This is a genomic window from Pelagibacterium sp. (assembly GCF_048264985.1).
In the GTDB taxonomy this organism is placed as follows: domain Bacteria; phylum Pseudomonadota; class Alphaproteobacteria; order Rhizobiales; family Devosiaceae; genus Pelagibacterium.
Genome location: NZ_JBLXCL010000001.1, coordinates 436767 through 455858, shown reverse-complemented (window position 1 = coordinate 455858; position 19092 = coordinate 436767). Strand labels below are relative to the sequence as shown.

Below are 19092 nucleotides of genomic sequence, written 5' to 3'. Positions count from 1 at the left end.
CGCCCTGTCGCCTAACTCCGTCCAATACCGTTGCCCGGCGCGTTGCCGGAGTTGCCGGGCGCGTCGCCAGTGCGCCCCGGCGCATTACCGGAGTTGCCTGGCGCATCACCCGTGCGTTCCGGCGCATTGCCGGAGTTGCCAGGCGCGTCGCCAGTGCGTCCCGGCGCAGAACCGGAGTTGCCAGGCGCGTCGCCAGTGCGTCCCGGCGCAGAACCGGAGTTGCCAGGCGCATCATCCGTGCGTCCCGGCGCATTGCCGGAGTTGCCAGGAGCGTCGCCAGTGCGTCCCGGCGCATTGCCGGAGTTGCCAGGTGCATCACCCGTGCGTCCCGGCGCATTGCCGGAGTTGCCGGGTGCATCACCCGTGCGTCCCGGCGCGTCATCGAAACTGTTCGCGCCATTTGGCACAACGTTGGCCTGAGCGCTCGTTGGCATAACTGGACGTCCTGCGGCATCGACGACTGTCGGCAACGCGCCCTGCCCTTCGACCTCAAGCCTGCCCGCACCTCCAACTGCACGCTGACCTTCACTGATGGCAACGGACAAACCGCGCTCGTTTTCGGTAACGGACACAGTACCGCGCTCAACAGCGACATTGCCGCCGTTCTCGTCGGCCACCACAGTAAAGCGGGTACCCTTGACCACAGCCACCATATGATGGGTCTGAATGCCGAAATGCTCGACATTGAGAGCCTCGACGTCAGCAGTGACCTCACCTCCCGAATGGAGCACCCAAGTGTAGTCGCGCCCTTCGCGTGATGAAATCTGGATTTGGGTGTTTGGCCGCATTTCCAATACTTGCTCACCCGAACGAAACGTCACGTGCCCATTGGCGCCGGTACGGATAAGCCGACTGTCTTCGATGACGTCACCGATCGATATCGGTGTCCAGGTGTCGTCAACCATCGTTAGAACAACGCCACGCAAACGATCTGCCTGCCATTCACCGGCGAAAGTTGGCTGACTGGCCAGCAGGACTGCTGCGAATGCCGTGGCGATCTTAGAAAGATTCATAGGTGGCCTCCAATATAGAAGCCATAAACGACACCCAAAGTTAACGGAGTGCTTAGTGCCAAAAGGCCGATTCCCGCGTGCTAAAGAACGGGTTAATATCGACCGGACAATCCTGTTCAGGCATTAACCGAGCAGTCATTTCATCGAGACACAGCCGCTGAACTTTTTCGACTTCTTCTGGGGCGTCCGTGTCCTCTCCTGCATCCGGCATTCCTGGTTTCAGGGGCTGATCGGGCGCCCAGCCGCTTTGGCATCGTTCGGTTCGGGCCGTTCTTGCGCTGGATGCTGCAAGCGGGAACTCACCGCAATCCTGTTCCAGATATTGATCGTGCCAATTGCAATTGTCAGCTGTGCAACTTCGGCTTCTGAGAAAGCGCCTCTGACCAAATCGAATGCGTCATCTGGTATTCCAGTGTGAGCAGCCAGCGTTACGCTTTCTGTCCATTCCAAAGCAGCACGATCCCGGCTGTCAAAGAAGGAGGACTCCCGCCAGACGCTCAGCAGATGCAACATTTGAGCATTCAGGCCATCGGCCAGTGCTTCGGTCACATGAAGGTCAACACAGTAGGCGCAACCATTGATCTGCGAGGCACGCAGTTTGACAAGGTGCAAGATGCGACCGTCGAGTCCCGATTTTTTGACAGCGCCATCGAGAGCAGCCACTGCACGATAGAGTTCAGGGGCAAGCTGAGCGACGTTCATTCTAGGTTGCATGGTTTTCTCTTTCACAAAGAAGGTTGTACCTTGTCATTGAGGCCCCCTCCCGGACTTGCCGCGAGTACTTCTACGACACTGGCAAGCCGCATTTCGTTTTCGCCATCCGCAATCGTCTGACCGAGTACAGCGAGCAACGTATTTGCAGCGTCGCGTGCGGCGGCCACAAGAGCCGCCCCCCGGACCAGATTAGCCGTCAGAAGGCCCGTGAAAAGATCACCAGTCCCGACTGGAACGATTGGCAAGCGCGGGCATGTCAGCCTCGTGCATCTCCCGGCATCGAAAACAACGTTCTCCAGCACGCCGTCCGGCGTATCGGCAAGGGTGCAGCCGGTGACTACGAGCCGCGCTTCTCGTCGTTTCTGTATCTCCAGAAGGGCCACTTCAAGCTCACGCCAGTTCGACAGCTCGCGGCCCGCCATCAGGCTGACCTCAAACTGGTTGGGAGTTAACACATCAGCCAACGGTACGAGACGCTCGAGAAGATATTCCACAACCTGTTCTGCAACGAAGATGCCGAGCCTGGAATCGCCCATGACGGGATCGCAGATATAGACGATGTTCGGATTGATCCGCCGCGCGCGCTCAACGAAGGCCATGACCACCTCTCCATTGGCGCGTGACCCCAGATAGCCAGAGACGATGTATCGGCTTGTCTCGATAAGTCCACGCTCTTCGACCCCGCGAAGCAAATCGCCGACAAGCTCGGCGTCGAGTACGCGCCCCCGCATAGTGTCAAAATGCGGCGTGTTGGAAAACAGCGTGGTCGGAACCGCTGCCACTGTTATCCCTCGCATTTGCATGGGCAGGACTGCAGCGCTGTTACCGACATGACCATGCACAACTTGGCTCTGGATGGAGATGACGTCTGCCGCCTGACGAACACGCGATGGTGTAGACATGATTGTGCGAAGCTCCTCAGACGCGGCTCACGGCCCTTGGCTTGACTTCTACCCCAAAAATGGCATGTCTCCACCAGCCACTTGGCGAGGCAAAGGCAGACCATTTGTTCAAACATTCGCAATTGGAAACAGTGAAAGCCTGGCTGAGCCATCCCGCTCACTCGGCAATGCCTCTGCATGCGCGGATACAGCGAGCCATCCGCCAACTCATCGTCGACGGCGCAATCGGACCCGGCAAATCATTGCCGGCCTCACGCGCACTGGCCACATCGCTGGGCGTCTCACGCGACACTGTCGAAACAGCCTACGCCCAGCTGCACGCCGAAGGTTTCATCGACCGGCGCGTGGGCAGCGGTAGCTTTGTCGCGGAAATGGCTGACTTCTTTCCCGGTCGGCGACTGAAGCAAAACGACACGCCATCGCGCAATCAGCCCCCAAACCTCAGCAAGCGGGGCGCTGCAATGTTCAACAATGGCGGCGTGGGCGCGATGTTATCACCACGTCCTTTCGTTCATGGCGTGCCGGAGACGCGCAATTTTCCCCTTCAGCTTTGGGAGCGTCTGGAACGTCAGGTTCTTAAAGAAGCGGGCTCCCAAGCTCTCCTTTATGGCGATCCGCAGGGAACAGAACCATTGCGCCGCGCCATAGCCAATTATGTAAATCTCGAACGCGGCGCACGCGCCACCGCCGACCGCGTCGTGGTCCTGACAAGTTCGCAGCAGGCGATGACGCTAAGCGCGAACGTATTGCTTGACCCCGGTGATCGAATTTTTATCGAAAACCCAGCCTATTATGGCGCACGCAAGGCATTCGATGCTGCCGGTCTTGAAAGCGTTCCGATCAGCGTAGATCGTCATGGCATCATGGTGGAACAGATCCTGGCTGAACCGCGCAGGGGAAAAGCGTTGTTTTTAACCCCTTCCCACCAGTTCCCGACCGGCGCGACCCTGGCGTTGGATCGCCGCCTCGCCCTGATCGAATGGGCTGCCCGGCATCAGGCATGGATCGTCGAGGACGACTACGATAGCGAGTTCCACTATGCCGGCAAGCCCACCGCCTGCATCCAGGGTCTCGATCCTCACGACCGGACGATCTATGTCGGCACCTTCACAAAAACCCTCTTTCCGGGCTTGCGGATAGGATATGTCGTCCTGCCGCCGCAGCTGGTCAAACCGTTCACCGTTGCACGCACACTGCTTGACGGTCATACGGCCACCATTGCCCAATTGACGCTGGCACGGTTCATTGAGGGTGGGCACTTCGGCGCACATATTCGTGCAATGCGTGCCATTTACGCAGAACGTCTTGACGTTCTGGCAACGCTCGTTCGCAAACACCTTGCGGACTTTGTTGCGCCGCAACCGCCGAGCGGCGGGTTGCAGATGCCGTGCTTGCTAACCGGCGGGCTTGACGAGCGAACGGCAATTGATGCTGCACGGCGCGTAGGCATAGATCTCCTCGGCCTGTCGGACCTCTACGCAACCGACGGCCGAAGTGCCGGCTTTCTGATGGGCTTTGCAGCCTATTCTCCTTTCGAGATCGAGGTTGCAGTCAAAAAGCTGGCAAATGCCCTGCGCGCAGTCAACAAAACCTAAGCGCCTCTTGCGCCATGGCCAAAGTGGTCTGCATCAGCACTCTAAAGTGGCGGGGAACTACAGGCCATTTCAATGATAGTCGCCGCTTAGCAGCCACCATGCAAAGGGCGTGGGGAAATGCTCACTGGCATATTGAAGGGATAATGGCGATGGGAACTTCGGTCGCGGCGTATGCAGCTCAGAAAGTGGAGAAGGCAGGTGTGAGCGCCACTGGTCTGCCCCTTGCCGACGGCGCCATTGCCGCTGCAATCACGAGCGAAAAAATCCGCCAGCGCGAGTCCATCGAACTGATCGCATCGGAGAATTTCGTGAGCCAGGCGGTTCTTGACGCACAAGGTTCGGTGCTGACCAACAAATATGCCGAAGGGTATCCGCATCGCCGCTACTATGGCGGCTGCGCGAACGTTGATGTCGTGGAAGACTTGGCAATCGCGCGGGTAAACCAGCTGTTCGGCAGCTCATATGCCAATGTACAACCACATTCGGGCAGCCAGGCCAACCAATCAGTGTTTCTGGCGCTCCTGACGCCGGGCGACACGATCCTGGGGCTAGATCTCAGGGCCGGTGGCCACCTGACCCATGGAGCACCAGTCAATATGTCTGGTCGCTGGTTCAACGTTGTCGGCTACGGCGTGGACCCTGAAACCCATCTCATCGACATGGATCAGGTAGCAAGTCTTGCCCGTCAGCATCTGCCGAAACTGCTCATCGCCGGGGGATCGGCCTATTCGCGCGTCATGGACTTCGCGCGCTTCCGCGAGATCGCCGATGAGGTGGGCGCAACCCTGCTAGTCGATATGGCGCATTTTGCAGGACTGGTCGCCGGGGGTGTTTATCCTTCGCCCGTCCCGTTTGCGCATGTCATCACCTCAACGACGCACAAGACACTGCGCGGGCCGCGCGGCGGGTTCGTACTGACCAATGACGCGGAAATTGCGAAAAAAATCGGTTCCGCAACCTTTCCCGGCCTTCAGGGCGGTCCGCTCATGCACGTCATCGCAGCCAAGGCCGTGGCGTTCGGAGAAGCATTGCAACCATCATTCAAGACCTATGCCCGCTCTGTGGTTGAAAATTGCCGGACGCTCGCACAGGCGCTGGCCGAAGGCGGCCTCAAAATCACTTCGGACGGAACTGACTGCCATCTCGCCGTCGTTGACCTGCGCCCCCTTGGCGTTACCGGCAATGTTGCAGAAAAGGCGCTGGAGTCCGTAGGCATAACGCTCAACAAGAATGCGATCCCGAACGATCCCGAAAAGCCCATGGTAACATCGGGCATCCGCGTTGGGTCTGCCGCCGGTACATCGCGCGGCTTTGGTCAGAAAGAGTACCGGGAGATCGCCGCTCTCATGCTCGAAACACTTCACTCGGTGCGGCATGAAACGCTCGATGCAAATCGGCACGCGATCAAGATGCGCGTGCGTAAGCTCGTTGAGCGCTTTCCGTTACCCTACTAGGCGGAGGCACTATCAAAATGCATCCCTCGTTCAAAACCGAACTTTTGCCTGAAGATGTTGCCCGCTTCGGTGAAGACCCGACGACTTTTTTCGCCGCGAACCTTAAGACAGTACATGAGCGTATCGCTACAGCGTGCCAGCGCAGCGGACGTTCTGTCGAGGATGTGCGTCTGCTTCCCGTCACCAAGACGGTTCCGGCTCAAATCCTGCGGCTTGCCTATGCCGCCGGGATCTCCGATTTTGCAGAGAACAAGCTGCAGGAGGCCCGTGACAAGCGCGCGGCGCTCGAAGACCTGGCGATCCGCTGGAACATCGTCGGTCATCTCCAAACCAACAAGGTGAAGTATCTCGTCCGATTCGCTTCGGAATTTCACGCGCTGGACAGCCTTCGTCTGGCTGAAGAATTGAACCGTCGACTTGATGGTGAAGGGCGAGACCTCGACGTTTTCGTACAGGTCAACACGTCGGGCGAGGAAAGCAAATACGGCCTCCACCCCAATGACCTGATGGCTCTCGTCGAGCGATTGCCGGAATTCCCCCGACTCAAGCCGCGCGGCCTCATGACGCTTGCGATCTTCAGCGCCGATACCGAGCGTGTGCGAACCTGTTTTCGATTGCTGCACAAACTTCGCGACCGGGCAGCCTCGGTTCACCCCGACCTCACGCAGCTTTCCATGGGCATGTCTGGCGATTTTGAGATCGCTATTGCTGAGGGGGCAAATGTGGTGAGGGTTGGTCAAGCGATCTTTGGCGCTCGCCCAACCGCCGACAGCCATTACTGGCCAGGGTTTGCACCGCACTCGCTCCCTCGAGCAAATGGCTGAGGACTGTCCCAGTGCTCAAGGCTAGGCTGCCAGGCTTCCTACGGGTTCCTGAACTCGTTCCGATGCGGAAACCACAGCCCTATTTGGCAACGACAGCACATTTCCGGAGCTTAGGCTGAAGCCTGATAACGCTCAAAGTGAGATACCCGCGCACAGATACAGCCAAGCAGGGCCGCCCAATTTCAATGAGCGCCCCTGCAAAGCGCTGGCCACACGATGAGTTTGTGCTCCAAAGATGGCTCAGCTCAAACTCCGGCCTCTTTATCTCGCGGCGTCGCGCGCCGCATCCAGCCAGCCGTCGATTGTCTCGCGATTGGCCGCGACATAGTCGGCCGCCTGCTGCTCAAGGTCTTCGGTCGTGTCGGCGCCGTCGCGCATGGCTGCGTTCTGCTGGTAGATGAAGTTGATATCTACGGAAACGTCTTCCATCAGGGCACGAACGGCAGGGTTTTCTGCCAGAAAATCTGTGCTTGCAACTGGCCGAATATCGTTGACCGGCCAGCCAAGTTGACACGGGTCGTTGACGCAACCGTCCACGCCGGACACGAGGGCGCTATCGGCAAGTTCTTGCTGCTCGTCGGGCAGCTCGATGGTAGGCGTTTCAATCCAGACCACATCTTCGCCCGGCACGAGTTCGTTCACCGTCCAATTTGGCGTCCAGGTGTAGAATAGAATTCTCTCGCCGGCTTCGTAGGCGGCGATCGCATCCGCCATAGAGGCTGAATAGCCGGCCTTGATCGGGTTGATATGATCGCCCATCCCGAAGGCTTCCATCTGATGGGCAATGGTCAGCTCGCATCCCCAACCTGCAGGGCAGGCCACCAAATCGGCAAGTCCGTCGCCGTTCCGATCGAAAGCCTGTTTGACCTCGTCGCGCTTGAAATCTTCCAGCGATGTAATGCCGAATTCGTCGGCGGATGCCCGATCGACCAAATAGCCTTGCAGCGCGCCTTGAGAAACTATGGTTCCTACAGTTTCAGCCGCCGGCTCAACGGAGGCGAGATAGGTATTGTGAAGTGGGAACCAGCCATTGGGATAAATGTCGGCATCGCGCTGCGCCATCGACTGGAACGCGACGGGAATGTCCAAAGTCAGCGGCTCAAGCGCCTCATAGCCCAACTCTTCAAGGAGGTGTGCGTAAATATAGGTAAGGATCCAGCCCGTGTCGTCGTTGGTCTGAACGAGTTGGACGGTTTTGCCGTCACCAGGCAAGCTCTCCTGAGCGAAATTTGCAGGTGTGCTCGCAGTGGTTGCGAGAAGTGCGGTGACGAAAAGATAAATGCTTTTGCGCGTTAGCGTCAAAACCCTGTTCTCCTAATTGATTCAGTACAGGGCGAGCATAGGATGGTATTTTCTCAAAACCACCCTTGACTGTCATATTGAGCTGACGTGGGGGGTGATTATCTAAATTTTCCTCTTCGCCAAGGTCAGCATACGAGGCAGCGCACGTTGCTAGGCTATCGTCCAACCCAGTCCGCGGATCAATCGATCGCTGAACTTGGCCGAGTCAGATCGCCTCAAGGTCGGAATTGAATTCGCTCAACAATATGGCGTTCGCCCGGAGGCGCCATGGTCATCGCCCTTACCGAAGAATGCAAATACCAAGCGCTATCACAGGAGCGAATTGAACCATCAGCAGCATCAGGGCCACAAACAGCTTTCGCGCCATTCTGAAACTGAATGGGCGGCACTCAAAATATTTCAGGCAAGAAAATGGCGCGCCCGAAAGGATTCGAACCTCTGACCCCCAGATTCGTAGTCTGGTGCTCTATCCAGCTGAGCTACGGGCGCGCAGTGCCGGTGCGTTGAACGCGGTTTCAGGGGTGTGCCCCGATCGGCAGGCGAACGCATATAACGGCTCGACGGCCATTGCAAGAGGCCAACTGGCGAACTTTCCAAGGAAATTTACAAGATGACCCCGGAGGGCCCCAATGGCAGGTCTATGGCGAAGGCAGTACCTGCGCTGGTATCGAGCAACTCGACGCGCCCTCCATTGGCTTCAACCAGTTCGCGTACAATGGCCAGACCAAGGCCCGTCCCGCCTGCCCGCGCCGAGCCCTCAAAGGCAACAAACAGATTCTCGCGCGCCCGCGGCGCAAGGCCGGGGCCATTATCGGCAACGATCAGGCGCACGCCCTGCCCTGACCTTTCATGGGAAAACCGAATATGGGGCGCATCGATGTCCGGCGATGCCTCAAGCGCCTCGCGGGCATTCTTGAAAAGATTGGTCAGGATGCGCTCCAGATGATCGGGATCGACCATAATCACCGAATCGTCGGGCACCTGATTCTCAAACCGAATCCGCGGATGCCCCGTCAGCCCTCCTGAAAGTGCAGCCTCGAAACCGAGGGCGCGAAGATCGATGGGCTCAGCGCGCGGCGGAGCCGATTGCTGGCGACCATAATCGAGCACGGTTTGGGCAAAGGCGATCGCCTTGTCGAGTGTCGTGACCAGCCGCGGCGCCAGCCGTTGAACCTGGGGGTCATCTAGATTGGCCACCTGGTCGGATAACAGTTGCGCCGAGGTGAGCATGTTGCGCAGGTCGTGGTTGATCTTGGATACCGCCATCCCAAGATCGGCCAGGTGCCGACGCTGACGCAGCATGGCGAACAGTTCGGCCTGGGTGTCGGCCAAAGCGCGCTCGAGAATACCGATCTCATCCTTGCGCTTTTCATCAGGCACGATCACCAGCGTTCCGTTTTCCGGGTTTTCCCGAAAGGCCAGCATCTGGTTGGTCAGCCGCTTGATCGGCCCGATCAGAAGATTTTCAGCAAGGACATAAATGACAAAAGCCGTCACCCCCGCGATGACGATCGACACGAGCACGATATTGCCTGCATAGGTCAGCAAATCGGCCCGCAGCGGGCTCTCGGGCATGAGAACCTCGACAACAGCATCGCCCGCGCCGGGCGGCACACCGACGATCCGCAGCGTGCGCTGGCCACCCAGCGCCAGCGTATCGAGCGCTTCTACGATCAGATGCATGGGATTGGTGTTGCGCAGATCGGCGAGATGGGGTTGCTCGGGCATGGCGACAGCTTCGAGCCCGATCAGATCCGTCTGCCCCTCACGACGATAGACGATGGCAATGGCTCCGGCCGCCTGCAACAGGGGGTCGGTGATCTCGGTCGGCAGATCCATGACGTCGGGGGCCGTATCGAAGACCCGCACAGCCACACTGCCGACGCGCAGCCTGTCCTCGAGCCAGCCGATACGATAGTTGGCGAGCGAAGGCAGGAAGACGGCGATCTCGACAAGAAGTATGACCAGCGCGATTGCCGCTATGATCTTGATGGAGAGGCCCGCGAAAGGACCTGGCACCTTGGCGATGTCGCGTGTCATGGTGCCAGCCTACAACCCGATTTTTTCTATGGCAACAAACGCTTAAGCTTATTCTGCCAACCCTTGGACCCACCGTCCGGACGCCCGCGAGCAAATTCGGCAGCCGCCGTCACGACGATCTGGGCGAAAGCCCCATACGGGACAACCAGCGCGCCAAGGTTAGACAGGGTCAGTTTTTGCGCAATCGCAAGAGCGAAGATCGACACCAGCTCGGGAGCTGCACTGCCCACAACGCCCGCGCCCAAGACCCGGCCGGCCCTGTCGACGATGAACTTGACGTGTCCATGGGACTCCGCACGCGCCCAGGCCGCAGCTGTTTGGGAGAGAGGGCAACGGACGATCTCGAAGCGATCGCCTAGCTTTGCCCTTGCCTCATACTCGGTCAGCCCGGCCCAGGCTATTGCGGGTTGGGTGTAAACGATGCGCGGAACGAGCGCTTCGGCGCCGGCATTGCCTGTAACAGCGTCGATTGCACGCTCTGCACTGTGACGTGCCGCATGAACACCGTTGTGGCCGGCAGCATCACCGACAATAAAGATGCGGCGGTTCGACGTCCGCCCGAATTTTTCGAGCGCGGGACGCCGTCCCGCCATGCGCACGCGTGCCAGCTCCAGTCCCAAGCCGTCGACATCGGGTTCACGGCCCGTGGCAAAAAGCAAATGGCTTCCCACAAGCTGTGTTTCATCCGGCCCCGATTTGATGTCGATGGTCATCTCGTCGTCGCCGCTTGCGCTGATCGAAACGACGCCGGTGTGGGTATGCAACTGCAACCCTTCGGCGCGAAGACGGCGAAGCGCGCACTCGACAAGCTCGGAATCCTCTCCGGCAAGCGGCTCGACCATTTCGACCACGCTGACCTTGGCCCCGAGCCGCAGATGAGCCTGGGCCAGCGCCAATCCTGTGGCACCAGCGCCGATAACAACAAGATGGGTCGGACGCCGGGTCAGCTCGAAAATCGTTTCGGGCGTAAAGTATGCAATGGCGTTGCGGCCCGGAATATCGGGGAGGACGGGGCGCGATCCTGTAGCAACAAAGTAATAGGATGCCTTTATTGAACGCCCGCCAACATCGAGTGCCGCCGGACCGGTAAACTTGGCCCGCCCACGTACGATCTCAATTCCCTGCCCGATCAGATGCTCGGACGAAACTGTCGGACTTACGTCATCAATCATCGCGCGAATGCGTGCATTGACGCGGGCAAAATTGATGCGTGGTTCATCGGCGCCCAAGCCAAGATCTCTTGCAGTGCGAATCTGGTGGGCGCGCTCGGCAGCTGCCGACAATGCTTGCGATGGCAGGGCACCCCAATTGTGAGCGACGCCTCCAATCTCGCCAGACTCGACAAGAACCACACGCAACCCTTGCGCTGCCGCACGTTCGGCGCCAGCAATGCCGGCCGGGCCGGCTCCAACGATGCAAAGATCGATCTTGTCGTCCTGCGCCACGCGCCTGCCCCTGACCTTTGGCCTTGATCTTTGACCCGGCTCGAATCCATGATGGGTTTATGCCTCGCTTTTAGCGCGAGCAAAGCGCGCTGGCCAGCGCCAGAGTGCGCACGCGATTGTGGCCGTCGCGCAATTGACTTGCACTCACCTTTTCCCTATAAGCCGCCCAACCTTTGCCGGTGGCCCGGGACCGCTTGTCCCATTGCCGTTCGCGCAAAACCCAAGAACAACAGACAAGCTTAACCAGAGGATCGCGCGGACCGGCGCGCGATGAACCATAATGAAGCGTACTTTCCAGCCGAGCAATCTTGTGCGCGCCCGCCGTCACGGCTTCCGTGCACGCATGGCGACCAAGAACGGCCGCAAGATCCTCAATCGCCGTCGCGCGATCGGGCGCAAGCGGCTTTCGGCATAAGTCGGGCATCGCCCGTCATGCCGGACACACCGGCATTGCCGATACGGCGCCTTAAAAAACGGGCGCAATTCTTGAAAGCCGCGCGGGGCAAGAAAATTGCCAGGCGCGGCTTTGTGTTGCAGGCCACTCCCGTTGCCGACCCTGATCCAGGCGTGGGATATACTGTGACCAAAAAGACCGGCAACTCGCCCGAACGCAGCCGCATCAAGCGTCGTCTGCGTGAGGCTGTGAGGGCCTGTTCGGATCGGCTGGTCGCCGGCCACGACTATGTGTTGATCGGGCGGCGCGAAAGCCTGTCCGAACCGTTCGACAATTTGACGCGCGAGCTTTCCAAAGCCATCGCGCGCCTGCACAGACCGGCCCAAGCGCCAAGCGGACATCCAAAGCCATGAACGAAAACAATCGCAACATGATCCTGGCCGTCGTTCTGAGCATGCTGGTGCTCTTTGGATGGCAATTCTTTATCGCTGGCCCCCAGCTTGACCAGGCTCAGCGCCAGGCAGAGCTTTCCGCCCAGCAGGAACAAGCGCAGGACAGCGCCGATCTGGCAGCACCCAGCGCCGATGGTGTCGCAGGCGCAGCCCCGTCTTCCGATGTCGATAGCCAGGTCTTTGCAACGCGCGAAGATGCCCTTGCCGCTTCGGAGCGCGTGGCCATCGAAACCGGTTCGCTCTCGGGCTCTATCAATCTGACTGGTGCCCGCATCGACGACCTGCATCTGTTGCGCTACAATGAAACAACCGACCCTGACAGCCCAACCATCACTTTGCTGTCACCTGTCGGCTCGGATCTTCCCTATTATCTCGAACAGGGTTGGGTTGCATCGCAGGGCAGCGATGCCGCACTGCCGAACGGGCAGACCCAGTGGACGCTTGAAAGCGGCGAAACGCTGACAACTGACACCCCCGTCACCCTTGCATGGGACAATGGTCAGGGCCTTGTCTTCCGCCGTACGATTTCGGTCGACGAGAACTACATGTTCACTGTTGATCAGAGTGTCGAAAACGCTGGCGGCGACGATATCACGCTGTTCCCCTATTCGCGCATCGCCCGGCTCTATACGCCCCAGACCCAGAATTTCTTCATCCTGCACGAAGGTCCTGTCGGCGTTCTTGGGGAAGCTAATCTCGTCGAACGCTCCTATTCGGACCTTGAGAATGACGGTCAGATCGACTTCGCGTCGACGGGTGGCTGGCTCGGCTTTACCGATAAATACTGGGCAACGGCAATCATTCCGCCGCAGGATCAAACTGTCAACGCGCGCTATTTCCACGGCACCAACGTGCCTAGCGGCCATGACTACCGCGCCAATTTCGTCGCGCAGACGCCCGTAACGGTTCCGGCTGGCGGCTCAGCCTCCCACGAAAGTCTCGCCTTTGCCGGCGCCAAGGTCGAATCGATCATCGATTCCTACGAGCGCACCTACGGCATCGATCGCTTCGAACTCATGATCGACTGGGGCTGGTTCCACTTCATCACCAAGCCGATGTTCTATCTCATCAGGCTTCTGTACGAGTTCCTGGGCAATTTCGGCCTCGCCATCCTGGCCGTTACCGTCATCGTCAAGGCAATCTTCTTCCCGCTGGCCAACAAGAGCTATGCGTCGATGGCCAACATGCGGCGCGTACAGCCGAAGATGAAAGAGATCCAGGAAAAGCATAAGGACGATCGCGCTGCCCAGCAGCAGGCGATGATGGAACTCTACAAGACCGAGAAGATCAATCCGATCTCGGGTTGCTGGCCGGTTCTGATCCAAATCCCAGTGTTCTTTTCGCTCTACAAGGTTCTGTTCGTCACCATCGAAATGCGCCATGCGCCATTCTTTGGTTGGATACAGGATCTGGCAGCGCCCGATCCCACCCACATCTTCAACTTATTTGGCCTGCTGCCATACGATCCCAGCGCCATCCCGGTTATAGGCTCGTTCCTGGCAATCGGCATCTGGCCGGTCATTATGGGCATCACAATGTGGGTGCAGATGCGTCTGAACCCGCCACCGGCGGACCCCACTCAGGCCATGATCTTTAACTGGATGCCGGTGATCTTCACCTTCATGCTGGCAACGTTCCCTGCCGGTCTCGTGATCTACTGGGCCTGGAACAACTTCCTCTCTGTGGTCCAGCAGTGGTTCATCATGCGTCGCCACGGCGTGACAGTTGACCTGCTTGGCAACATCAAGAACTCTTTCAAACGCAAGCCCAAGGCTGCCGAGTAATCTTGATTTTGATCGCGCTTCCGAAGCAGAAAAGTGCTATTGCCTTTTCCCGGAAACGCTCTCTTTAAAGGGCCGGGAAACCGGCCCTTATCTTTTGGACCGCCTCAAATGACCGATGTGCCTGAAACTGTCCGCCTGCTGTTTGCGCGCCCCTGGGTATTTCTCAAGGGCTGTGTCCGCGTTTCTGATCTGCCAGCGGACGATCTTGTCGAGATCGCCTTCGCCGGGCGCTCAAATGTTGGAAAATCTTCGCTGATCAATGCCCTCGTGGGCCAGTCCGCACTTGCGCGGACATCGAACACCCCAGGACGCACCCAGGAGCTTAACCTGTTTGCTCCCGAGGCTGGCGGCATCCGACTGGTGGACATGCCCGGTTACGGCTTTGCCAAAGCGCCAAAGCCGGCTGTCGAAAAGTGGAACAAACTGATCCATCAGTTTCTGCGCGGCCGTCCCAATCTCCGCCGCGTGTACGTGCTGGTCGATGCTCGCCACGGCCCCAAGCCCAACGATGCAACAGTAATGAACGAGCTCGACAAGGCCGCTGTCTCTTATCAGGTGGTACTGACCAAGGCTGACAAGCTGCTGGAAAAGGATCTAGGCGACATTGTCGCGGCGACTGCCAAGTTCATCGTCAAGCGACCTGCCGCGCACCCTGAAATCATTCTCACATCAAGCGAGAAGGGGCTGGGCATCGACACCCTGCGCCAAGAAATAGCGCGTGTGCGCGAGGGGTTCTAGGGCGCTAAATTAGCTGAGGAGAAACCGGCTGATGGCCTGCGAGAGCACAGCGCTTTCCGATCGGGTCTTCATTGATTGATGGGCAGTTTCGATAACATCCTCAGACACTTTACCCCTCCGCAATTCGATCAGCGCTGTTGAATAATCATTCTCGAACTCGGGATGAGGCTGAAAACTCAAAATGCCGCCGCCAGCGTAAGAGAGCCCGGCATTAGGGGCGAACTCACTACGCAATATCACCTTTGCCGACGGCGGTGGATCAATCACCTGGTCCTGATGGGAACAGGCGATTGCCAGGGTCTTCACGTTGGGTACGAAGTGGGGACTGTCGGGAACGACCTCATAGACATGGCGGCCGAGCCCCCAGCCTTTTTCGGACTTGCGGACATCGCCACCCAGCGCATCGGCGATAATCTGGTGACCGAAACAAATCCCCACCATCTTGGTCCCGCACGCATGGGCGCGGCGGACAAAGTCGCGCAGCGGGCTCATCCAGGGAAAATTGTCGTAAACCCCGGCCGGTGACCCAGTTATCAGCACCGCTTCCAATTGAGAGGGATCGGGCAGTGGCGCGCCATCGAGCAGTGGCACAGTCTGCGTCGATAGATCTGCACCATGCCGGGCAAGCATTGTACCGAACATTTCAGGGTAGGGACGGAACCGGCCGCGCAATTGCTCGGGCACGTGGCCGGTTTCAATAATGGTGAGTTTCATGGGAAGGAACCGGGGACAATCGATTCCAGATACAGACCTCAGGCCGCAACGAACGTCAAGGAGACACCGTTGATGCAGTGGCGTTTGCCGGTCGGATCGGGACCATCATCAAAAATGTGCCCAAGATGGCCACCGCAGTTCGAACAATGGCACTCGGTTCGCACCATCATGAAAGTGGTATCGCTCGAGGTTCCGATAGCCCCAGGAAGCGCCTCCCAAAAACTTGGCCAACCTGTCTTGCTGTCGTATTTGACTTCGGACGAATAGAGCGGTTGTGCGCAACCGGCACAATTGTAGATGCCGGGCGCATAGAGCTTGTCGAGCTCTGAAGTGAAGGCGCGCTCTGTGCCGTGCTCACGCAGAACGTAAAACTCCATCTCGTCGAGACGTTCACGCCATTCTGCTTCGCTGAGCACGAACGGGAAATCACCTTCTGCGCCTTTTGCAGTAAGCGCGAAGCCGAATGCTGCAGCGCCCGCCACGGCGGCGCCTGCGATCAGGAAATTGCGACGATCGGTCATAGTCTGTCTCCTTGCATTCAGTATTTCAACGAAACGCGCCGCGATCAAATCAATCGAACGTGTTGGACTTTTTACATGGGTGCGCCCGGCCGACGGAGGGCGGGCCGGGCGCAGTTTGCGGCTCAGTGTAGGATTGGGGGCGAACCCTGAGCCGCGGTGCCGTTTAGGCCTTACATGGCCGGTGTAAAGACCGCGTCGGTTACGTGGATCACACCGTTGGACTGCATCACATTGGCGATCGTGACGGTTGCGGCCGTCCCGTTTTCGTCGGTGATCGTGATGGTGTCGCCATCATAGGTGGCTTCAAGCATGCAGCCGCCAAGCGTTTCAATTGTGTGGCTGCCACCATCGTCGTCAATCATGCCCATCAGCGCAGAAGCATCGGCTTCGGCACCAACCACGTGGCAGGTGAGAACCTGCTGCAGCATTTCAACGTTTTCCGGCATCAAGAGCGTGTCGACTGTTCCCTCAGGAAGGGCAGCGAAAGCTTCGTTGGTCGGAGCAAATACAGTGAAGGGGCCATCACCCTGGAGGGTTTCAACAAGACCGGCTGCTTCGACAGCAGCAACGAGGGTTGTATGGTCAGCCGAATTGACAGCGTTTTCGATGATGTTCATGTCCGGCGACATTGGCGCGCCGCCAACCATCGGATTGTCCTGCGCAAAAGCTGCACCGGTCAGTGCCGAAGTGGCCAGGAGGGCTGAGAGAGCAATAGCACGGGTCTGCATGGTGTTCGTCTCCTAAGATCATCTGTTATGACGGCCCCTTTTTGGGGCAGTTCACGATGAGTTACGGAGCGGCCGAACAACAAGTTTCAGCTTTCTCGAAAAAAAATCAGATGGCTGCAATCGGGCCTGCGGCAACGATGGGTCCCTGCGGATCGCCGGTCGGAGACCCACCCTCTGTCTCGCGAGTGACAGCCAGCGTAATGCCTTGGGCCATCTGACCACGGAGCGCCTCCGCGACATCGATGGTCTGGCTTTCGGCGACATTGATCACGCCCATCGAAATCGGAGCGCTGTCACCTTCGATGAACCACAATTCATAATCATTGCCTTCACCGGCGGGCGAACCCGCACCGCTGACGCGAAGCGCTCCTGCCGCGCTATCAAAACGGGCAATAAAGCTCACATCGCTATCGACTGTCTGAATGGCAGCAACCAGTTGAGAGGCTTCGAGATCGGGTCCGATGGACGGCTGGAAGAAATTGAGCCCCACAGAAAGCACAGCCACGGCAGCAGCGGCACCGGCCAGCGACCTCCACAGCAAAAGAGAGTTATACCAAGGCGTTCGCACAACAGTATCTGCGAACAGGCGCTGCTCTATCTGGTTTAACAACCCGGCGGGCGGTGTTGTGGGGACGTAATCGTCATTGAAATTTGCAAAGCGTCGCTCCCAAAGCGAGACCTCCGCTGCCAGATCGGGGCGGGTTTCAACGGCGCGCGCAAGGGCGGCGCGGCGCGGCGCACTCGTCAAGCCAAGGACATATTCAGCCACCGCCACGCGGCGCTCTTCGTCCCGGTTTAATTCGATATCGTCAAAATCGCTCATGGGTTCGTCTAATATGCTCCAAGACAGTCGCGCAAGGCCAGGAGCGACCGGCGCAGCCAGGTGCGTACCGTGTTAAGCGGCACACCCAGCCGGTCGGCCAGTTCATTGTAGCTTTCGCCTTCGACGTAAGCCCGACGCACCGCTTCGGCGCGTTCGGGCTTGAGTTCTTCCATGCACTGGTCGATCCGATTGCCGTCGTCGGTATTCATAGCCGACTGTTCTGGCGTCATTCCCGAATCTTCTAAATCAAACGCTTCATCGATGTCGGTGTGACCGGGCCTTCGCGCACGCACCCTGTCTATGGCGTTGTTGCGCGCAATGGTAATCAGCCACGTCATCGGGCTTGCGGCATCGGGACGGTATCCCTCTGCACGCTGCCAGACCTTGACAAAAACGTCCTGCAAGGCGTCCTCGGCTTCGCTCCTGTTGGAGAGTATACGCAGGCTTACGCCAAAAAGTTTCGCGCTCGTTCGAGCATAGAGCGCCCGAAAAGCGTTGCGGTCGCGAAGAGCAACGCGCGCCAAAAGATCGGCAATTTCAGCTGTATCGGCCATAGGCGCCCTTCCTATCGCATATTAATTGCATTTTTCCTTACGAGTTCCATAAGTAATTGGATCATGAGCCCTTAAGCGAGGACTATTCACAAGGCGCGCGTTTGGGTTAGAGAGGTTTCCAAGACCAAAAGGAGTTGCCCTGCCCCATGGCCGACGGACTTGAAAACGCCTACGACGCCGAAGTGCTGTCCAAGGCCCTGCCCTTCATGCAGCGCTATGAGAACAAGACAGTCGTCATAAAATACGGCGGCCATGCCATGGGCGATCCCGAACTCGGCAAGGCGTTCGCGCGTGATGTCGCGTTGCTCAAGCAGTCAGGCGTAAACCCCATTGTCGTTCACGGTGGCGGCCCGCAGATTGGCGACATGCTGAAAAAGCTCGGCATCGAATCCAAGTTCGAGGGCGGGCTGCGCGTGACCGACAAACGCACTGTCGAAATCGTTGAAATGGTTCTGGCCGGCTCGATCAACAAAGAGATCGTTGCGATGATCAATGCCGAGGGCGAATGGGCCATCGGCTTGTGCGGCAAAGATGGCAACATGGTCTTTGCCGAAAAGGCCAACAAGAAATATGTCGACCCGACATCCAATATCGAGCGGGTTCTGGATCTGGGCTATGTTGGTGAACCTGTCGAGGTCGACCGAACGCTGCTTGACCTTCTTGCTCGCTCGGAAATGATCCCTGTCATCGCCCCGGTCGCACCTGGCCGCGACGGCAACACCTACAACATCAATGCCGACACCTTTGCCGGCGCCATCGCCGGTGCCGTGTTCGCCAAGCGCTTGCTGTTCTTAACCGACGTTCCCGGCGTACTTGACAAGCAGGGCAATCTCATCCCCGAACTGTCTGTCCGCCAGGCCCAGCAACTTATTGCAGACGGCACAATCTCGGGCGGCATGATCCCGAAAGTCGAAACCTGCATCGAGGCGCTCGACAGGGGTGTCGAAGGCGTTGTCATCGTCAACGGCAAGACAGCCCATTCAGTTCTGCTTGAGCTGTTTACCGAGCATGGCGCGGGCACGCTCATGGTGCGCTAGGCAGCACGGCCGATCACACCTTCGTTTTCGGTCATTTCCCATTCATCGATTTGGGGCA

At 58.4% G+C, this 19092-nt stretch carries 19 protein-coding genes and 1 tRNA gene; 8 read left to right on the top strand and 12 right to left on the bottom strand.

Annotation, left to right across the window (positions count from 1 at the left end):
* Positions 1-11 precede the first annotated feature (11 nt).
* From ACN0TA_RS02375 to pdxY, 3 genes are all read right to left on the bottom strand, one after another.
* Positions 12-1013, bottom strand: a complete 1002-nt coding sequence (locus ACN0TA_RS02375) for a FecR domain-containing protein (protein ID WP_417579424.1) — start codon at positions 1011-1013, stop codon at positions 12-14.
* A 219-nt stretch (positions 1014-1232) separates the two neighbouring features.
* Positions 1233-1727 (bottom strand): carboxymuconolactone decarboxylase family protein, encoded by a 495-nt coding sequence (locus ACN0TA_RS02370; protein WP_417579422.1) that lies wholly within the window; start codon positions 1725-1727, stop codon positions 1233-1235.
* 11 nt (positions 1728-1738) lie between these two features.
* Complete coding sequence (gene pdxY / locus ACN0TA_RS02365; protein ID WP_417579420.1) at positions 1739-2629, bottom strand: pyridoxal kinase; 891 nt, start codon at positions 2627-2629, stop codon at positions 1739-1741.
* A 104-nt stretch (positions 2630-2733) separates the two neighbouring features.
* On the opposite strand from pdxY, the gene ACN0TA_RS02360 reads away from it, so the two are divergent.
* The 3 genes from ACN0TA_RS02360 (at position 2734) to ACN0TA_RS02350 (ending at position 6502) form a co-directional block, all read left to right on the top strand.
* Positions 2734-4224, top strand: a complete 1491-nt coding sequence (locus ACN0TA_RS02360) for a PLP-dependent aminotransferase family protein (RefSeq protein WP_417579418.1) — start codon at positions 2734-2736, stop codon at positions 4222-4224.
* A gap of 149 nt (positions 4225-4373) precedes the next feature.
* A complete protein-coding gene (gene glyA / locus ACN0TA_RS02355; protein WP_417579416.1) occupies positions 4374-5678 on the top strand; it encodes a serine hydroxymethyltransferase in 1305 nt (434 codons plus the stop codon).
* A gap of 17 nt (positions 5679-5695) precedes the next feature.
* On the top strand, positions 5696-6502 hold the full coding sequence (locus ACN0TA_RS02350) for a YggS family pyridoxal phosphate-dependent enzyme (protein WP_417579414.1): 807 nt from the start codon (positions 5696-5698) through the stop codon (positions 6500-6502).
* A gap of 261 nt (positions 6503-6763) precedes the next feature.
* Here the strand turns inward: ACN0TA_RS02350 and proX are convergent, their stop codons facing one another.
* The 4 genes from proX to ACN0TA_RS02330 all read right to left on the bottom strand — a co-directional run bounded on the left by proX (position 6764) and on the right by ACN0TA_RS02330 (position 11289).
* Complete coding sequence (proX, locus tag ACN0TA_RS02345) at positions 6764-7804, bottom strand: glycine betaine/L-proline ABC transporter substrate-binding protein ProX (RefSeq protein ID WP_417579412.1); 1041 nt, start codon at positions 7802-7804, stop codon at positions 6764-6766.
* Positions 7805-8216: 412 nt separating this feature from the next.
* Positions 8217-8293 (bottom strand) — tRNA-Arg (locus ACN0TA_RS02340).
* A gap of 114 nt (positions 8294-8407) precedes the next feature.
* Complete coding sequence (locus ACN0TA_RS02335; RefSeq protein WP_417579410.1) at positions 8408-9844, bottom strand: ATP-binding protein; 1437 nt, start codon at positions 9842-9844, stop codon at positions 8408-8410.
* A 26-nt stretch (positions 9845-9870) separates the two neighbouring features.
* The gene (locus ACN0TA_RS02330; protein WP_417579408.1) at positions 9871-11289 is read right to left on the bottom strand and encodes a dihydrolipoyl dehydrogenase family protein; all 1419 of its coding nucleotides are present in this window, start codon (positions 11287-11289) and stop codon (positions 9871-9873) included.
* Positions 11290-11569: 280 nt separating this feature from the next.
* Here ACN0TA_RS02330 and rpmH point away from each other — a divergent pair, with 280 nt between their 5' ends.
* From rpmH to yihA, 4 genes are all read left to right on the top strand, one after another.
* Positions 11570-11704, top strand: coding sequence for a 50S ribosomal protein L34 (rpmH, locus tag ACN0TA_RS02325; protein WP_264225450.1), 135 nt, complete (start codon positions 11570-11572; stop codon positions 11702-11704).
* A gap of 17 nt (positions 11705-11721) precedes the next feature.
* Positions 11722-12096 (top strand): ribonuclease P protein component, encoded by a 375-nt coding sequence (rnpA, locus tag ACN0TA_RS02320; RefSeq protein ID WP_417579406.1) that lies wholly within the window; start codon positions 11722-11724, stop codon positions 12094-12096.
* Complete coding sequence (gene yidC / locus ACN0TA_RS02315) at positions 12093-13919, top strand: membrane protein insertase YidC (protein ID WP_417579404.1); 1827 nt, start codon at positions 12093-12095, stop codon at positions 13917-13919. Before rnpA ends, yidC begins: the two co-directional genes overlap by 4 nt.
* A gap of 117 nt (positions 13920-14036) precedes the next feature.
* On the top strand, positions 14037-14657 hold the full coding sequence (gene yihA / locus ACN0TA_RS02310) for a ribosome biogenesis GTP-binding protein YihA/YsxC (protein WP_417582027.1): 621 nt from the start codon (positions 14037-14039) through the stop codon (positions 14655-14657).
* Between the two features lie 9 nt (positions 14658-14666).
* On the opposite strand, the gene ACN0TA_RS02305 is transcribed toward yihA, so the two are convergent.
* From ACN0TA_RS02305 to ACN0TA_RS02285, 5 genes are all read right to left on the bottom strand, one after another.
* Complete coding sequence (locus ACN0TA_RS02305; RefSeq protein WP_417579402.1) at positions 14667-15371, bottom strand: glutamine amidotransferase-related protein; 705 nt, start codon at positions 15369-15371, stop codon at positions 14667-14669.
* 38 nt (positions 15372-15409) lie between these two features.
* Entirely contained in the window at positions 15410-15892 is a 483-nt protein-coding gene (gene msrB, locus ACN0TA_RS02300; RefSeq protein WP_417579400.1) for a peptide-methionine (R)-S-oxide reductase MsrB, read from the bottom strand.
* 170 nt (positions 15893-16062) lie between these two features.
* Positions 16063-16620, bottom strand: coding sequence for a fasciclin domain-containing protein (locus tag ACN0TA_RS02295; protein WP_417579398.1), 558 nt, complete (start codon positions 16618-16620; stop codon positions 16063-16065).
* Positions 16621-16726: 106 nt separating this feature from the next.
* Positions 16727-17443 carry an anti-sigma factor domain-containing protein gene (locus ACN0TA_RS02290; protein ID WP_417579396.1) on the bottom strand — a complete coding sequence of 239 codons (717 nt, stop codon included), beginning with the start codon at positions 17441-17443 and terminating at the stop codon, positions 16727-16729.
* An 8-nt stretch (positions 17444-17451) separates the two neighbouring features.
* A complete protein-coding gene (locus ACN0TA_RS02285; RefSeq protein ID WP_417579394.1) occupies positions 17452-17997 on the bottom strand; it encodes a sigma-70 family RNA polymerase sigma factor in 546 nt (181 codons plus the stop codon).
* A gap of 146 nt (positions 17998-18143) precedes the next feature.
* Here ACN0TA_RS02285 and argB point away from each other — a divergent pair, with 146 nt between their 5' ends.
* Complete coding sequence (argB, locus tag ACN0TA_RS02280) at positions 18144-19034, top strand: acetylglutamate kinase (RefSeq protein WP_417579392.1); 891 nt, start codon at positions 18144-18146, stop codon at positions 19032-19034.
* The last annotated feature ends 58 nt before the right edge of the window (positions 19035-19092 follow it).

Coding starts and splice junctions, on each gene's coding strand:
- ACN0TA_RS02375 (WP_417579424.1), bottom strand. CDS start 1,013: ATGAATCTTTCTAAGATCGCCACGGCATTCGCAGCAGTCCTGCTGGCC.
- ACN0TA_RS02370 (WP_417579422.1), bottom strand. CDS start 1,727: ATGCAACCTAGAATGAACGTCGCTCAGCTTGCCCCTGAACTCTATCGT.
- pdxY (WP_417579420.1), bottom strand. CDS start 2,629: ATGTCTACACCATCGCGTGTTCGTCAGGCGGCAGACGTCATCTCCATC.
- glyA (WP_417579416.1), top strand. CDS start 4,374: ATGGGAACTTCGGTCGCGGCGTATGCAGCTCAGAAAGTGGAGAAGGCA.
- ACN0TA_RS02350 (WP_417579414.1), top strand. CDS start 5,696: ATGCATCCCTCGTTCAAAACCGAACTTTTGCCTGAAGATGTTGCCCGC.
- ACN0TA_RS02335 (WP_417579410.1), bottom strand. CDS start 9,844: ATGACACGCGACATCGCCAAGGTGCCAGGTCCTTTCGCGGGCCTCTCC.
- rpmH (WP_264225450.1), top strand. CDS start 11,570: ATGAAGCGTACTTTCCAGCCGAGCAATCTTGTGCGCGCCCGCCGTCAC.
- rnpA (WP_417579406.1), top strand. CDS start 11,722: ATGCCGGACACACCGGCATTGCCGATACGGCGCCTTAAAAAACGGGCG.
- yidC (WP_417579404.1), top strand. CDS start 12,093: ATGAACGAAAACAATCGCAACATGATCCTGGCCGTCGTTCTGAGCATG.
- ACN0TA_RS02305 (WP_417579402.1), bottom strand. CDS start 15,371: ATGAAACTCACCATTATTGAAACCGGCCACGTGCCCGAGCAATTGCGC.
- msrB (WP_417579400.1), bottom strand. CDS start 15,892: ATGACCGATCGTCGCAATTTCCTGATCGCAGGCGCCGCCGTGGCGGGC.
- ACN0TA_RS02295 (WP_417579398.1), bottom strand. CDS start 16,620: ATGCAGACCCGTGCTATTGCTCTCTCAGCCCTCCTGGCCACTTCGGCA.
- ACN0TA_RS02290 (WP_417579396.1), bottom strand. CDS start 17,443: ATGAGCGATTTTGACGATATCGAATTAAACCGGGACGAAGAGCGCCGC.
- ACN0TA_RS02285 (WP_417579394.1), bottom strand. CDS start 17,997: ATGGCCGATACAGCTGAAATTGCCGATCTTTTGGCGCGCGTTGCTCTT.
- argB (WP_417579392.1), top strand. CDS start 18,144: ATGGCCGACGGACTTGAAAACGCCTACGACGCCGAAGTGCTGTCCAAG.